Source organism: Pseudomonas arsenicoxydans, assembly GCF_900103875.1.
Taxonomy (GTDB): domain Bacteria; phylum Pseudomonadota; class Gammaproteobacteria; order Pseudomonadales; family Pseudomonadaceae; genus Aquipseudomonas; species Aquipseudomonas arsenicoxydans.
This window is the reverse complement of sequence record NZ_LT629705.1, coordinates 6,079,559-6,094,853: the sequence shown is the minus strand read 5'-3', so window position 1 is coordinate 6,094,853 and position 15,295 is coordinate 6,079,559. Positions and strand designations below refer to the sequence as shown.

At 58.0% G+C, this 15,295-nt stretch carries 16 protein-coding genes; 11 read left to right on the top strand and 5 right to left on the bottom strand.

Annotated elements, in window-relative coordinates; all coding sequences use genetic code 11:
* The first annotated feature begins 8 nt into the window (after positions 1 to 8).
* Entirely contained in the window at positions 9 to 641 is a 633-nt protein-coding gene (locus BLQ41_RS28590; RefSeq protein ID WP_090187461.1) for a glutathione S-transferase family protein, read from the top strand.
* Positions 638 to 1,588 carry a Nudix family hydrolase gene (locus tag BLQ41_RS28585; protein WP_090187458.1) on the top strand — a complete coding sequence of 317 codons (951 nt, stop codon included), beginning with the start codon at positions 638 to 640 and terminating at the stop codon, positions 1,586 to 1,588. The genes BLQ41_RS28590 and BLQ41_RS28585 overlap by 4 nt, the downstream gene beginning before the upstream one ends.
* A gap of 121 nt (positions 1,589 to 1,709) precedes the next feature.
* Here the strand turns inward: BLQ41_RS28585 and BLQ41_RS28580 are convergent, their stop codons facing one another.
* Genes BLQ41_RS28580 through BLQ41_RS28570 form a run of 3 tightly spaced genes read right to left on the bottom strand, consistent with a single transcriptional unit; the run spans position 1,710 to position 5,293 of the window.
* Positions 1,710 to 2,291, bottom strand: coding sequence for a cob(I)yrinic acid a,c-diamide adenosyltransferase (locus BLQ41_RS28580; protein WP_090187455.1), 582 nt, complete (start codon positions 2,289 to 2,291; stop codon positions 1,710 to 1,712).
* Positions 2,292 to 2,293: 2 nt separating this feature from the next.
* On the bottom strand, positions 2,294 to 4,330 hold the full coding sequence (locus BLQ41_RS28575; RefSeq protein ID WP_090188892.1) for a sensor histidine kinase: 2,037 nt from the start codon (positions 4,328 to 4,330) through the stop codon (positions 2,294 to 2,296).
* Between the two features lie 45 nt (positions 4,331 to 4,375).
* Positions 4,376 to 5,293 carry a putative 2-dehydropantoate 2-reductase gene (locus BLQ41_RS28570; protein WP_090188890.1) on the bottom strand — a complete coding sequence of 306 codons (918 nt, stop codon included), beginning with the start codon at positions 5,291 to 5,293 and terminating at the stop codon, positions 4,376 to 4,378.
* Positions 5,294 to 5,433: 140 nt separating this feature from the next.
* Here BLQ41_RS28570 and BLQ41_RS28565 point away from each other — a divergent pair, with 140 nt between their 5' ends.
* Both BLQ41_RS28565 and BLQ41_RS28560 read left to right on the top strand, forming a co-directional pair.
* Entirely contained in the window at positions 5,434 to 5,919 is a 486-nt protein-coding gene (locus BLQ41_RS28565; protein WP_008029244.1) for a YajQ family cyclic di-GMP-binding protein, read from the top strand.
* Positions 5,920 to 6,073: 154 nt separating this feature from the next.
* Complete coding sequence (locus BLQ41_RS28560) at positions 6,074 to 6,916, top strand: mechanosensitive ion channel family protein (RefSeq protein WP_090187452.1); 843 nt, start codon at positions 6,074 to 6,076, stop codon at positions 6,914 to 6,916.
* A 144-nt stretch (positions 6,917 to 7,060) separates the two neighbouring features.
* On the opposite strand, the gene BLQ41_RS28555 is transcribed toward BLQ41_RS28560, so the two are convergent.
* Positions 7,061 to 8,392: an OprD family porin gene (locus tag BLQ41_RS28555; protein WP_090187449.1), complete on the bottom strand. Its 1,332-nt coding sequence runs from the start codon at positions 8,390 to 8,392 to the stop codon at positions 7,061 to 7,063.
* A gap of 916 nt (positions 8,393 to 9,308) precedes the next feature.
* Between BLQ41_RS28555 and BLQ41_RS28550 the strand changes: the two genes are divergently transcribed.
* Complete coding sequence (locus BLQ41_RS28550) at positions 9,309 to 9,734, top strand: HIT domain-containing protein (protein WP_090188887.1); 426 nt, start codon at positions 9,309 to 9,311, stop codon at positions 9,732 to 9,734.
* Between the two features lie 3 nt (positions 9,735 to 9,737).
* Positions 9,738 to 9,944, top strand: coding sequence for a SlyX family protein (locus BLQ41_RS28545; RefSeq protein WP_090187446.1), 207 nt, complete (start codon positions 9,738 to 9,740; stop codon positions 9,942 to 9,944).
* A 63-nt stretch (positions 9,945 to 10,007) separates the two neighbouring features.
* Here BLQ41_RS28545 and BLQ41_RS31190 read toward each other — a convergent pair whose 3' ends face one another.
* Positions 10,008 to 10,610 carry a cold-shock protein gene (locus BLQ41_RS31190; protein WP_090187443.1) on the bottom strand — a complete coding sequence of 201 codons (603 nt, stop codon included), beginning with the start codon at positions 10,608 to 10,610 and terminating at the stop codon, positions 10,008 to 10,010.
* A 530-nt stretch (positions 10,611 to 11,140) separates the two neighbouring features.
* Between BLQ41_RS31190 and BLQ41_RS28535 the strand changes: the two genes are divergently transcribed.
* The 5 genes from BLQ41_RS28535 to ruvC all read left to right on the top strand — a co-directional run bounded on the left by BLQ41_RS28535 (position 11,141) and on the right by ruvC (position 15,281).
* Entirely contained in the window at positions 11,141 to 11,479 is a 339-nt protein-coding gene (locus BLQ41_RS28535) for a ribbon-helix-helix domain-containing protein (RefSeq protein WP_090187441.1), read from the top strand.
* Positions 11,480 to 11,615: 136 nt separating this feature from the next.
* Entirely contained in the window at positions 11,616 to 11,837 is a 222-nt protein-coding gene (locus BLQ41_RS28530) for an FmdB family zinc ribbon protein (protein WP_010457489.1), read from the top strand.
* Positions 11,838 to 11,959: 122 nt separating this feature from the next.
* Positions 11,960 to 13,735, top strand: coding sequence for an aspartate--tRNA ligase (aspS, locus tag BLQ41_RS28525; RefSeq protein ID WP_090187437.1), 1,776 nt, complete (start codon positions 11,960 to 11,962; stop codon positions 13,733 to 13,735).
* Between the two features lie 119 nt (positions 13,736 to 13,854).
* Positions 13,855 to 14,601, top strand: a complete 747-nt coding sequence (locus BLQ41_RS28520; protein ID WP_090187435.1) for a YebC/PmpR family DNA-binding transcriptional regulator — start codon at positions 13,855 to 13,857, stop codon at positions 14,599 to 14,601.
* 155 nt (positions 14,602 to 14,756) lie between these two features.
* Entirely contained in the window at positions 14,757 to 15,281 is a 525-nt protein-coding gene (ruvC, locus tag BLQ41_RS28515; protein WP_090187433.1) for a crossover junction endodeoxyribonuclease RuvC, read from the top strand.
* Positions 15,282 to 15,295 lie beyond the last annotated feature (14 nt).

Below are 15,295 nucleotides of genomic sequence, written 5' to 3'. Positions count from 1 at the left end.
TCCCGAACATGAGCCTCCACCTGATCATCGGCGACAAACTGCATTCCTCCTGGTCCCTTCGCGGCGCGCTGGCACTTGACCTCACCGGCGCTCCCTACACCGAAGAACTGATCAAACTGGGCAAGCCGGACACCCGCGAGCGGCTGCTCAAGCACTCGCCGACCGGCAAGGTTCCGTTGTTGAAAACCGAACACGGCACCATCGCTGACTCCCTGGCGATTGCCGAATACCTGGCCGAGCAATTTCCCGACGCCGGCCTCTGGCCCAAAGACACCGCGGCCCGTGCCCAGGCACGTTCAGCCTGTGCGCAGATGCATGCCGGGTTCTTCGCCATGCGCGGCAACATGCCGTTCGACCTGAGCCACGATGCTCCTTTATCGCCGACCCCCGCTGACGTTCAAGCAGACATCGAGCGCATGCTGGCGTTGTGGGCCGAATGCCGAGCGGCGTCGACTGAAACCGGTCCGTTCCTGTTTGGTGACGCGACCCTGGCAGATGCATTCTTCGCACCGATTGCCGTGCGCCTGCGCACCTACCAGGTGAAGTTGCCTGCCGTGGACGAGGCCTACGTCGAAACCCTTTACCAATGGCCAGCGTTCAAGGCCTGGCAGAAGGCAGGCCTGGAGGAGGTTGGACAGTGAAACGAGTACACGTAGCCGCCGCCGTTATCCGTGACAGAAGTGGCAAAGTCCTGATCGCACGCCGCGCCGACACCCAGCACCAGGGCGGTTTGTGGGAATTCCCTGGCGGCAAGGTCGAAGACGACGAATCCGTCGAAACCGCTCTGGCTCGCGAGCTTCAAGAAGAACTGGGCATTGTGGTCAGCACCGCGCGACCGTTGATCAAGGTTCGCCACGATTACCCGGACAAGCAGGTGTTGCTGGACGTCTGGGAAGTCTCGGCCTTTACCGGCGAACCCCACGGCGCCGAAGGCCAGCCTCTGGAATGGGTGTCCCAGCGCGATCTGCTGAGTTACGAATTCCCGGCGGCCAACCGGCCGATCGTTGCGGCGGCACGCTTGCCAGCCGAATATCTGATTACCCCGGAAGATCTGGAAACCCCGGCGTTGCTGCGCGGTATTCAGAAAGCCATCGCCAACGGTATCAAGCTGATCCAGTTGCGCGCGCCTAACGGCTACGACCCGAAATACCGCGATCTGGCCGTGGATGCAGCGGGGCTGTGTGCCGGCAAGGCGCAGTTGATGATCAAAGGGCCGTTCGAATGGTTGGGCGACTTCCCGTCCGCCGGTTGGCACATCACCGCCGCGCAATTGCGCAAATACGCAGCAGCGGGGCGTCCGTTGCCGGCGTCGCGCTGGTTGGCGGCGTCTTGCCACAATGCCGAAGAGTTGGCGCTGGCCGAAGAGATGGGGGTGGACTTTGTGACCTTGTCGCCGGTGCAGCCGACCCAGACGCATCCTGATGCGCAGCCGTTGGGTTGGGAGCAGGCTTCGGCGTTGATCGAGGGTTTCAGCAAACCGGTGTTCCTGCTCGGCGGCGTTGGCCCGGCCGAACGGCAGAAGGCCTGGGAAGCTGGAGCACAGGGCGTGGCGGGGATTCGGGCGTTCTGGCCGGATTCTTTGGTGTAGCCGCTGGCCTCATCGCGGGCAAGCCCGCTCCCACAGTGATCGGTGCTGAACACAAAGTTTGTGCACACCACTGAACCTGTGGGAGCGGGCTTGCCCGCGATGGCGTCCTTGAATACGCAAACTAATCCAGGGGTTTAGCCGCCGGCTGCCACAAAATCTCGGCAATCCCCTGCCGCTTGGCGATCACCCTGGCCATCACAAACAGCAAATCCGACAACCGATTGATGTACGCCAGACCTACCCCGGCCAACGGCTCAATCGCATTCAACTGCTGACACCGTCGCTCCGCACTGCGCGCCAGGCTTCGGCACACATGGGCCTGGGCAATCAGCGCCGAGCCGCCTGGCAGAATGAAATTCTCCAGCGGTCCCAACTCCTCATTCCACAGATCTATCGCCGCTTCCAGCCGTTCGATTTCCGCAGTGTTCAATGCCTGATACACCGGCATCGCCAGTTCACCCCCCAGGTCGAACAAACGATGCTGGCAAGGCGCCAAGACTTCGATGACTTCGTTCAACCCCGGATACGTCGCACTTTCAGTCGTCAGCCCGGCCAACAGCACGCCCACCTGACTGTTCAGTGTATCGACTTCGCCAATGGCTTCGATCCGCGGATGGTCCTTGGGCACGCGGCGGCCATCGCCCAGTCCGGTTTCGCCCTTGTCGCCGGTGCGGGTGTAAATTTTCGACAAGCGAAAGCCCATGGTTACCTCGATAGCTGATTGAGTTCTTGTGAGATCACTGGGGTGCCCGCCAGCGGCAGGCGCAATGTGAAGCAGGTGCCTTGACCCAGTGTCGATTGCACCTCCATCTGTCCCTTGTGGTTGTTGGTGATGATGAAATACGAGACCGACAAGCCAAGGCCGGTGCCCTGGCCGATTTCCTTGGTGGTGAAGAATGGCTCGAAGGTGCGTTTGCGCACGTTCTCGCTCATGCCTATGCCGTTATCCTCGACCTGGATCTCGGCCCACGGCGGATTCAGTTTGGTGCGCAGGATGATCCGCCCGGGTTCGCTGTCGTCTTCACGCTGGTGAATGGCCTGGGCGGCGTTTTTGAGCAGGTTGAGCAGCACCTGTTCCAGTTCGTTGGCGGTGCCGGGCACCGGTCCCAGCGCCGGGTCGAACTGGCGAATGATTGCCTGGCCCTTGAAGTCGAAGCCGATGGCCAGGTCGAAGTCGTTGCCAGCGATTTCCACCGCTTGATCGATCAACGCCGGCAGGTCGCACGGGGCCATTTGCCGGGTGCTGCGGCGGCTGAAGCTGAGCATGTGGGTGACGATCTTTGCCGCGCGGGCACCGGCCTGTTGAATGCCGTCGAGCAACTGTGGCACTTCCCGCGCTTGCAGGTATTTGTTGACCGTTTCGAGTGGGATACCGATTTGCTCGGCTTGTTCCAGGTTTTTCGGCAGATCAGGTGACAGGCGTCGGCGGATGTTCTGCACGTTGTGCAGGATCGCGCCCAACGGGTTGTTAATCTCGTGGGCCATGCCGGCGGCGAGACCACCGACCGAGAGCATTTTTTCCGACTGCACCATCATTTCTTCCAGGGACAGGCGCTGGGTGATGTCGTCGATACGGATTACCACACCACGTCCGGCACCGCCCATCAGGGGGTAGAACGTTAGGGCGTAATGCTTGGGTTCGTCGTCCTTGAACCAGGTCACGCGCTCGATCTTGGCCACGGTGTGTTGTTCAACGGTTTGCTTGAGCTGCGGCAGAAACGGTTTCAGTGGCTCGAAGGCGAGGAAGATCGGCTGGTTCAACGCTTCGTCCAGGCGCGTGCCGGACAGGGCGCTGGCCTCCTGATTCCACTGGGTCACGTAAAGCTGCTCGTCGAGGGCGATCAAGGCCGACGGCATGGAGTCGATGATGCTGTTGAGGTAGTTCTGGAAGCCCGTGAGCTTTTTCTCGATCTTGCTCCGCACCTGGACTTCGAGTTCCAGTTTGCGATTGGTGTGGCGGGTTTCTTCAGCCAGTCCTTGGGCCTGATCGTAAGCTGCCTGGGAGTCATCCCGAGCACGCTTGAGCTGCTGCTCCCGGGCCTCGATGCGCGAGAGCATGGTGTTGAACGCCTCGGCGAGGCTGCCGATTTCGTCGTGGTTGCCGCGGGAGGCGCGCAGGGCGTAGTTCTCTTCACGGGTCACTTGCCGTGACAACTCTTCCAACTGATGGATCGGTCGTGTAATCAGGCGTTTGATCTGGCGGGCGATCACCAGCCACAACAGCACACTGAAAATCAGGATGCCGAGACTGGCGGTCAGGGTTCCGGTGTAGAACGCCACCGGCAATTCGCTGCTGGCCACCAACAAAAGGTGCCCTGGCGCGGTGCCGGGGCGGGGCAGGGTGATCACCTGATTGCTGCGAAATTCGGTGGCTTGCCAGGCTTCGATGTGCCGGTAGCGGTCCGGAAGGTTCAGCCTGTCGCCATGCTGCAGCTGTGCCAGCCGCTCACCCTTGCCGTCATAAAGGGCGGCGGCACGCAGCGGTGAATAGCTGTTGAGTTCGTTGAGCAAGCGTTCGGCGTTGTCCGGCGACTTCAAGGCATCGGCCACCAGACTCGGGTTGGACACCAGTCGGCCGATGGTTTGCAGCGCCTGGGGGGCCATGCTTTCTTGGGAGATGTAGTACGCGGCACTGATAAAGGTCAGGTTGGCGACCAGCAGGATGGTGATCAACAACACCAGCAGGGCGGCCAACAGTTTCTGGCCGACGGGAAGGTTTTCGAGACGCTGGCGCAGTGGCATCAGGTTCATCGCTGAAAAGGAACAAGTGGCCAGCGTAGCCGCTGCTCAGTCGCTGGGCAATCCAAGGCTGCGCAGATGCGCAATCAGCCGCTGCTGTAATTGATTGAGGTGGGGCAGGTTCAACTGGTGGCGCGCCGCTAATTTGCAGACATAGCCCAACAGATAACTGATTTCGGTTCGGCGCTGATTGGCGACGTCCTGGTGCATCGAGGAGTAATTGGCCGCTGTGGCGTGGATCACTCGCTCAACTTCCTGTTGAAGGTCTTGCGCCGCTGCGGGCTGACCGCAACGCTCCAGCAAATCAGTCAGTTCGCTGCACAGGGTGGCGACTTCGCAGTGATGTTCCTGCAAGCCACCATTGCGACAGTCGTGCAGCACAGTCAGGGGATTGATCGCACAGTTGAGCGCCAGCTTTCGCCACAGCCGGGTCAGGATATCGGTGCTCCACTCATGTGGAATACCGGCGACGGTCAGGTCATCCAGCCAGATTGGCGCCACCGGATGGCCGGCATCGCCGAGCCAGGTGTAACCATGACCGGCGAACACCACACGCCAATCGCCGTCGCGAAACGCGCCTTCGGTGCTCGATGCGAACACGCAGCGCGCCTGCGGGACCTGCGCGGCAACGGCATCCTGACTGCCGAGGCCGTTTTGCAACAGGATCAACTCGGCATCAGGCGTCAGGCGCGGCGCCAGTTGGGCGATGGCGCTCTCGGCGTCGTAAGCTTTACAGGCCACCAGCAAGCGGCTGATCGGTTCCTTGCTGTGTGCCGTTTCACCGGGGATTTCATAGGTGCGGGCTTCGCCGTGCTCCACCAGCGTCAGCCCGCCGGCTGCCTGATAGGCCTGCAGTCGCTGCTCGTCACGCACGATCAATCTGACCGGTATCCCGGCCCGGGCCAGACGCGTGGCCCACAAGGTGCCGAGACTGCCGGCGCCCAGAACATGCCAGGTGGTAGACATCAGCTTTTTGCTCGGTTTGGCGCAGGCATGTGAGGCTCGCAGTATCGGTTGGAAAAGACCCGTTATAATGAGCCCGATTTTAACCGCAAGCCAAGCGCGCGCCATCGCTATCGAGCGCGCCTTTTTACTGGAGAGATTACATGCCGTCGTTCGACGTGGTATCCGAACTGGACAAACACGAAGTCACCAACGCGGTCGAGAACGCCGTCAAGGAACTCGATCGCCGTTATGACCTGAAAGGCAAAGGCACCTTCGAGTTCAAGGAAAAGGAGCTGACCGTCAACCTGACCGCTGAAGCGGACTTCCAGCTCGAAGCAATGATCGAGATCCTCAAGCTGGCCCTGGTCAAGCGCAAGATCGATGTGCAATGCCTTGAAGTCAAAGACGCCTATGCCTCGGGCAAGCTGATGAAGCAGGAAGCGGTCCTCAAGGAAGGTATCGACAAAGAGCTGGCGAAGAAAATCGTCGCTCACGTCAAGGACGCCAAGCTCAAGGTTCAGGCAGCCATTCAGGGTGAGCAAGTGCGCATCACCGGCAAGAAACGTGACGACTTGCAGGAAGCCATCGCGGCCCTGCGCGCCAAAACCTTCGACATGCCGCTGCAGTTCAACAACTTCCGCGACTGACCTTAGAGACAGAACCTGTGGGAGCGGGCTTGCCCGCGAAGAGGGCGTATCAGTCAACTTCACTGTTGAATGACACGCCGCGTTCGCGAGCAAGTCGTAATTGCCGCAGTTCATTTTTTCGCGTGCCGGGAAGCCGGAAATCAGGAGAAAGAAGATGGATTTGAATACTGAAGTAGACAACCTGGTCAAGGCATCCCAAGCCTGGATTCCGATGATCATGGAATACGGCAGCCGCGTGTTGCTGGCGGTAATCACCCTGGCCATCGGCTGGTGGTTGATCAACAAAGTGGCGCAAAAGCTCGGTGGCCTGCTGGCACTGCGCAACGCCGACCTCGCGCTGCAGGGTTTCATCAGCAGCCTGGCGAACATCATTCTCAAGGTGTTATTGATTGTCAGCGTGGCATCGATGATTGGCGTCGAAACCACGTCGTTCGTTGCGGCCATCGGTGCGGCCGGTCTGGCCATCGGTCTGGCCTTGCAGGGCAGCCTGGCGAACTTCGCCGGCGGCGTGCTGATTCTGTTGTTTCGTCCGTTTCGTATTGGTGACTGGATCGAAGCCCAAGGCGTTGCCGGTACAGTCGACAGCATCCAGATCTTCCACACCGTATTGCGCACTGGCGACAACAAAACCATCATCGTGCCGAACGGCAACTTGTCGAACGGTATCATTACCAATACAAATCGCCAGCCGACCCGCAAAGTTGTTTTTGATGTGGGCGTGGACTACGAAGCGGACTTGCAAAAGGCCCGTGAAGTGTTGCTGGAACTGGCCAACGATCCTCGTGTACTGACTGACCCGGCTCCACAAGCAGTCATTTCTACCTTGGGCGACAGTTCGATTACTGTTTCTCTGCGCGTGTGGGTGAAGACAGCGGATTATTGGGATGTGATGTTCATGTTCAACGAACAGTCCCGGGATCGGTTGAAAACGGCGGGTATTGATATTCCATTTCCACAGCGGGTGATTCGTGTGGTGCAGGAATCTGCAGTGCAGTGATTGTTTTTTGATCAACGTCTGACTTTTTGGTCAGGCATGTTTCTCACGGATCTGATCGTTTAAACACATTGTTTCTAGCCAACGAAAAAGGCCCATCCGAAGATGGGCATTTTTTTTTTATGCTTACTAACTAACCAACTGCGATTACAAGATCGACAGTGGGTAGTCAACGATCAGGCGGAACTCGTCAACGCTACCTTCAAACGCGTCGTCATGGTTGGCGCGATGCCATGCTTGACGAATACGGAAGGACAGATCTTTGGCCGGGCCAGTTTGAACGACGTACTTGGCTTCAACGTTGGTTTCGTGGTGTTTGCCATCTGCACCGTAGAAGCCGGTATAAGCGCTGCCCGCTGGAGTGTTGGTACCGTCGATGTCCCAACCTTTCACGTAACGGGTCATGAAGCTCAGACCAGGTACGCCGTATTCGGCCATTTTCAGGTCGTAACGGGCTTGTACCGATTTCTCGCCAGGGGCGTTGAAGTCGGAGTACTGGATGGAGTTGGCGAGGAAAATCGAGTCGCCACCGCGGTTGTTTTTACCCACACCGATGTAGTCGAACGGGGTATCGCCGTTCACTTTCTGGAAGCCCAGGGTGAAGGTGTGCGCTTTCAGGAACGAGAAAGCAGCAGCGAGCGAGTAGGCGGTGTTGTTGATTTCGCCTGCTTTAGCGCTACCAGTGTCGCGGGTGTTGTAGATGTTACCGTCGAAGTTGATCGACTGATCGCCACCCAGTGCGAGGGTGTAGTTCGCATTGGCGTAGTACTGGTTCCAGATGTCTTCGAGCTTGGCACCGTACAGCGACACGCTCAGGTCTGGGGTAATGCCGTACTTGCCGCCGACGTAGTCGATGGAGTTGGCTTTCACTGCAGCGTAAGTAGCCCACAGATCGCCATCACGGGCGTTGCTGTCCTGGCTGGTAGCCGAAGTGAAGTGACCGCCTTCGAGGTCAAGGTCTTTGACTTCGCTGCTCTGCAGCTGGATACCGGTGGCAGTTTGGTGAAGGATGCGGGAACCGCCTACAGCGAACACCGGAGCGGTGCTTGGCTGCATGTCGCCGATTTTAAGTTCGGTCTTGGAGATGCGGAACTTGGCGGCAGCGCCGGCTTTGCCCTGGCTGTTGTTGACTTCGCCATCAGAGCCCACGGTCATGTTGCCGGTACCGGAATATTTGTCGGAACCGTCCAGCTTAATAGCCAGTTGACCCCAAGCTTCAACGCCAACACCGATCAGACCTTGGGTGTAACCCGAGCTGTACATGCCCTGGATGCCCTGGGTCCAGTCTTTGTCGTCAGTAGCGCCGTCTTTCTTGTTACGGTTGTAGTAGTAGTTGCGAACCAGCAAGTCGAGTTTGCTGTCTTCAACAAAACCTTTGGCTTCTGCCTGGTCGCTTACGAAAGGTGCGGCTACTGCCAACTGAGTACTGGCTGCTGCTGCAACTGCCAGTGCGATCATGCTCCACTTCATCACGCGCATCGTGATTTGCTCCTTTGGTTTTAGAAGAGTACTGCCGTCCCACCTGATTTATTATCTGGGCGGCTCTTTCTTTTTGTGTCGGCGCAAACTTATATCACGCCGACCATGTTGGCGATACTTGCGTATCTAACCTTTCAGCTTCTTTACGACCCTGTCGCAAACAGCTTGGTAGATGTCGCAAATTTACAGCCTCGATGCAAGCGGAATGACAACTTCAGCGTTGTTTTCCAAGACTCGGACATCGGTAAAAAGAGTCCCTGGTGAAACGTTTGAATCTCCATCGGGCAACCCTGCCGCTGTTTTTATTTGCCTTGAGGCTTCCACTTCCAGCGGAGGCCTCCAAGGCGATATGGGTGTGAATGCAACAAGCGTGCACAAATCAGAATTCTGTTGCTATTTTTTTCTGAAGGCCTGCCTGGTGCGGTAAAAACCTCATAAAACCGGGGGGTTCAAGCACCTGTTGGTCAAGCTTGACGCCTCGGTTTACATCGTGTTGCACCCTCCCGTTCAACGGCGTGACAACCAGAAACGTTACCGGTTCACCCCGCCAGTGAGTAATTGGCGGATGCCTGACGCACTCAGCGTAGACGCACTGTACGATTTTGGTGCAAAAAATTTCAATTGCTGTACTGAATTCACACAGTGGGGGTGCGGCTCGTCTGGAAACTCTTCATTGTTTATCAGTCATTTCCGTGCTGATTCTGACGTAACAGGTGCTGTGATGGTGCGTCGTGTTAGAAAATGTCTCACGACAGGGCGTTCGCATGGCAAATGTCGTTTCAGTGGCCTGACGTTGGCAGTGGTTGGTCGTGAAGCAGGCCGCTTTCACAGGTATGCTGGCGTCCTGTCGCTTGGTGCGCAGCCTCTCTGGAGGCGGACTAAGCTGAAAAATGATGACCAGGCGGGAGTGCGCGCGGTGTTCGCTTTAGATCCACGACTTCAACAAGACACACTACCGATCGGGGATTTCCCGCTTTGCCGGCTGCTGTTATCCAATGATTCCAATTACCCCTGGTTCATCCTGGTGCCGCGTCGCGACGATATCAGTGAGATATTTCAGTTGGATGTCGCTGATCAGCAGCGGTTGTGGCAGGAAACGACGGCGCTGGCGGAACTGCTCAAGGACGCGTTCGACGCCGATAAGTTGAATGTCGCAGCCCTGGGCAATGTCGTCAGTCAGTTGCATATGCATGTGATTGTGCGCAAGCGAGAAGATGCCGCCTGGCCCGCGCCGGTCTGGGGTAAACACCCGTCGGTGCCTTACAGCGCAGAGCAGATCGCAACGATTCGCGAGCGGTTGCGCCTGTTGTTAACCGAAGACTTCACGTTTCTGGAGGGGTGAATCATGAACCTGGAAGAGCGCGTTAACGATCTGGAGAGCCAATTGGCCTTTCAGGACGATACCATCCAGTCATTGAGTGATGTGCTGGCGACGCAGCAGCGTGCGGTGGAGCGTCTGCAAATGCAGATGGCCGCGCTGCTCAAGCGGCAAGAAGAAATGGCCGGCCAGTTCGAGTCCTTCGAGGAAGAGGCGCCACCGCCGCATTACTAAGCAGCAGGCAATAAAAAACCGCGAACAGCCTGAGCTGTTCGCGGTTTTTTTTGGGCCCTGGAATCAGCGGCGCGGCAGTGCGGCGATCACATCTTCGGCTTGCAGGCCTTTGTCACGGTTCATGACGGAGAATTCCACGCGCTGGCCTTCGACCAGAACACGGTGACCTTCGCCACGAATCGCCCGGAAATGCACGAAAATATCATCGCCGGAATCACGGGAAATAAAGCCGAAGCCTTTAGAGGTATTGAACCACTTGACGGTGCCGGTATCGCGGTTGCTCATGTCATAGCTTGGCGAGGCGGCGGCCGGTGAAGATTTGTAGAAGCTGATGGCCAGGTGCAGGAGAACGGCGATCAGCGCGGCCAGCAGACTGAACAGAACGGCAGGTTGGCCAGCGATGTCCGGCATTTTCGCGATCAGCGAAACGGTTTGCAGGACGACGGCCAGGACCAGCAGGGCGCTGACCAGGTTTTGCAGTTGATGACGTGGACCTTTGTTCCAGTAAGGAATCACCGGAGCAAGGGTAAGGTTGAGCAGGCCGAAAAAGGCCAGGTACAGCGCAGCGGGTTGTTGCAGGTAAGGAGCAGCTTCGGGTTGCAGACTGGGTATGAAGGACAGCAGCAAAGCTGCTGCGCCCGTTAGCAGGTGAACGATTTTCAACATTTTGATTAACTCACGTTAAGACGGATCACAAGGAAGAGCTGATGGAGCACGGTTCGCTTCAGAACAATAAGAGGCGTTGGACACGTACCCGGTACCAGCCTATGCGCGGCCCCCGGAAAATAGGCGGTAGCGACACACTGCCTATTTAACAGCAAAGCCTGCAGCTACTCAAATCAGGCAGTCCGACGGTGTCCTGAAGCGGGAAGTGGCTCAGGTAGCGATATCTGTGGGGTGACACTGGGTTTGTTGAGTTGTTCTGCGCCGGCTGGATGTCGGGAGGAAGAAAATCGAAAATTTGGTTCGAGTGCTCCCTTCCACTTCGCAAAGTCTGTTTTGCCCACCTCAAAACTCGCCTGACCTTGTAGGAAAATGGCCGGCCTAGGACGGTCTCCATGATCGCCCTTCACCTGTTGGCTTATCCTACGTCGATGGTCATAAAGTCATCTGGATATACCTTTGCGCCTGCGCTTTTATAAGGCGACCGATAGTGCTCTTACAGAAGGCAACGATGGCAAAGGAGTGTCAACGATATGGTGTACGAAGACAGGCTAGGCGAAGGGAAGGGAGGCCCGATCAAGGAAATAAGGGTTGATCCGTTTGTCAGCGAATTTGATATGGGGCTGGCCCAGCCGTTATCCCGCTCGGTGCGCTTGAATGGTTTTGCCACCTGTTTGCGGCTTGAACAGGTGTACTGGGATATTTTGGGTGACATGGCCAAGGTCAATTGCTGCTCGGTCAGTGCCTTGTTGTCGCATGTGGACCGCGAAGTGCATCTGCGTCACGGTGGCGTCAGGAACTTCACCGGGCTGGTGCGGGTTGTCTGCGTGGTGCGCAGCCTGAAGGAGGGTGGCTGCGTCGCAATGCCTTAGCCACTGCGGTGTATCGGGCAGAGTGTCGGTCTGTGCAGTCTTACGGCTGCACAGGCTGCATTTAATGGATATAATCCCGCGCTTTGCCGCAAAACCCAGCGTGCGCGGTAGCAACCTGATCGCCGAGACAACCCCCATGCCGATGTACGACTATCAATGTGCTTCCTGTGGTCATCAGTTGGAAGCCATTCAAAAGATCAGCGCAGCACCGCTGGTCGACTGCCCTGCCTGCCAGGCGCCAGAGCTTAAAAAGATGCTGTCCATGCCGGGCTTCCGCCTTAGCGGCACCGGTTGGTACGAAACCGATTTCAAGACCGGTTCGAAGAAGAACCTGGCCGGCGGCGACAAAGCTGACTAGGGTCTAGGGCCTGAGTTGAACGACACGTGCGAGTTCTTGGCATATCGGGCGCCTTATTCAAGTGCCGGGTATGAACAAGGTCTCCAACCGAATTTCGAATTACGAGAAGTGAAACCACTACCATGATGCGCAGCCATTATTGCGGCCAACTGAACGAAAGCCTGGAAGGCCAGGAAATTACCCTTTGCGGATGGGTTCACCGTCGCCGTGACCACGGTGGGGTGATTTTCCTCGATATCCGTGATCGTGATGGTCTGGCCCAGGTGGTGTTCGATCCGGACCGCGCCGAAAGCTTCGCCGCCGCCGATCGTGTGCGCAGCGAATACGTCGTGAAGATCACCGGCAAGGTACGCCTGCGTCCGGCCGGTGCAACCAACGCCAACATGGCGTCGGGCATGATCGAAGTCCTGGGCTACGAGCTGGAAGTGCTGAACGAGTCGGAAACCCCGCCGTTCCCGCTGAACGAGTACTCGGACGTGGGTGAAGAAACCCGTCTGCGTTATCGCTTCCTCGACCTGCGTCGCCCGGAAATGGCCGAGAAGCTGCGTCTGCGTTCGCGCATGACCACCAGCATCCGTCGCTACCTGGACGAGAACGGCTTCCTCGATGTCGAGACGCCGATCCTGACCCGTGCGACCCCTGAAGGTGCGCGTGACTATCTGGTGCCGAGCCGTACTCACGCCGGTTCGTTCTTCGCCTTGCCGCAATCGCCGCAGCTGTTCAAGCAACTGTTGATGGTGGCCGGCTTCGACCGCTACTACCAGATCGCCAAGTGCTTCCGTGACGAAGACCTTCGCGCTGACCGCCAGCCGGAATTCACCCAGATCGACATCGAGACCAGCTTCCTCGATGAAAAAGACATCATGGGCCTGACCGAAGGCATGATCCGCAACCTGTTCAAGGAAGTGCTGGATCTGGAATTCGGCGAATTCCCGCACATGACTTTCGAAGAAGCCATGCGCCGCTACGGTTCCGACAAGCCAGACCTGCGTAACCCGCTGGAACTGGTGGATGTTGCCGATCAGCTCAAAGAAGTCGACTTCAAGGTCTTCAGCGGTCCTGCCAACGATCCGAAATGCCGTGTTGCCGCCTTGCGCGTGCCCGGTGCAGCGAGCATGCCGCGCAAGCAGATCGACGACTACACCAAGTTCGTCGGCATCTACGGTGCCAAGGGCCTGGCGTACATCAAGGTCAACGAACGCGCGAAGGGCGTCGAAGGCCTGCAGTCGCCAATCGTCAAGAACATCCCTGAAGCCAACCTCAATGTGATCCTCGATCGCGTTGGCGCGGTTGACGGTGACATCGTGTTCTTCGGTGCCGACAAGGCCAAGATCGTCAGCGAAGCCTTGGGCGCGCTGCGTATCAAGGTCGGTAACGACCTGGACCTGCTGACCTGCAAGTGGGCGCCAATGTGGGTCGTCGACTTCCCGATGTTCGAAGAGAACGACGACGGCAGCTTCACCGCCTTGCACCACCCGTTCACCGCGCCGAAATGCACACCGGAAGAACTGGAAGCCAATCCGGCGACCGCTCTGTCCCGTGCCTACGACATGGTCCTGAACGGCACCGAGCTGGGTGGCGGTTCGATCCGTATCCACCGCAAGGAAATGCAGCAGACGGTATTCCGCCTGTTGGGTATCAATGAAGCAGAACAGGAAGAGAAATTCGGCTTCCTGCTCGATGCCTTGAAGTACGGCGCGCCGCCGCACGGTGGCCTGGCCTTCGGTCTGGACCGTCTGGTTATGCTGATGACTGGTGCCCAGTCGATCCGTGAAGTGATCGCTTTCCCGAAAACCCAGAGCGCGGCTGACGTCATGACTCAGGCTCCGGGTGCTGTAGATGCCAAGGCATTGCGCGAATTGCACATTCGTCTGCGCGAAACGCCAAAAGCAGAGTAAGACTGACCCTGAAGGCGCATCCTTATGGGATGCGCCTTTTTTACAGGTCGAGATTTTTTTCTTGCTGGCCTGCGTTAATACGCGGCGGGCAATGTTTCAAAGAGAATTCGGAGCGAGTTATGGCGGGTCATTCCAAGTGGGCGAACATCAAGCACCGCAAAGAACGTCAGGATGCCAAGAAGGGCAAGATTTTTACCAAGTGGATTCGTGAACTGACCGTTGCTGCCCGTCAGGGCGGTGGTGATCCGGGTTCCAATCCGCGTCTGCGTCTGGCGCTGGACAAGGCCCTGGGCGCGAACATGAGTCGCGACATCATCGATCGCGCGGTGGCCCGCGGTGCTGGCGCTGCCGACACCGACGACATGGTCGAACTCTCCTACGAAGGCTACGGTCCGGGCGGCGTTGCGGTGATGGTCGAGTGCATGACCGATAACCGCAATCGCACCGCAGCTGCCGTGCGCCATGCCTTCAGCAAGTGCGGCGGCAACCTGGGGACTGACGGGTCGGTGGCGTATCTGTTCGAGCGCAAGGGGCAGATCTCCTTCGCGCCGGGTGTCGATGAAGATGCCCTGATGGAAGCGGCCATGGAAGCCGACGCTGATGACGTGGTGACCCATGAAGACGGCTCGATCGACGTGTTCACCTCGTTCGCCGGTTTCTACTCCGTGCGCAACGCGCTGGAAGCGGCCGGTTTCAAAGGTGATGACGCGGAAATCGTGATGCTGCCGACCACCAGCGCCGGACTGGACCTGGAGGGCGCCGAGAAGGTGCTCAAGCTGATCGACATGCTCGAAGACCTGGATGACGTACAGAACGTCTACTCCAACGCGGACATTCCGGAATCGGTCGCCGCGCAGCTGGGTTAAGGGCGGCTAAGATCTAATGTGGGAGCTGGCTTGCCTGCGATGCCATCACCTCGGTGTATAAGACAGACCGAAGTGATGCCATCGCAGGCAAGCCAGCTCCCACAATTGTTATTTGGTGTATTGGATATTTTGCTTTTACTCAACCCGCAGGCGTTATGACTTTAATTCTTGGTATCGACCCTGGTTCGCGCATTACCGGGTATGGCGTGGTTCGCGATACCGGGCGGGGTTGCGTGTACGTGGCGTCGGGCTGCATTCGCACCGGTTCCGGCGAATTGCATGAGCGTCTGCAAATCGTCTATCGCGGTGTCCGGGAAGTCATTCAGACCTACGGTCCTGTGACCATGGGGATCGAAAAGGTCTTCATGGCGCGCAATGCCGATTCTGCGTTGAAACTCGGACAGGCGCGGGGGGCGGCGATTGTTGCCGGTGCCGAAGAAAGCCTGGAAATCGCCGAGTACACCGCGACCCAGGTCAAGCAGGCGGTGACCGGCACGGGGGCGGCGAATAAAGAGCAAGTGCAGATGATGGTCATGCACATGCTGAAATTGACCAGCAAGCCGCAAATCGATGCCTCGGACGCCCTGGCCATTGCCATTTGCCATGCCCACACCCGATCGAGCCTGTTGCCGCACGGTCTGGGAGCGGCACGCAGTCGTGGCGGGCGCCTGCGTCTCTGATAGCATCAGCAGTC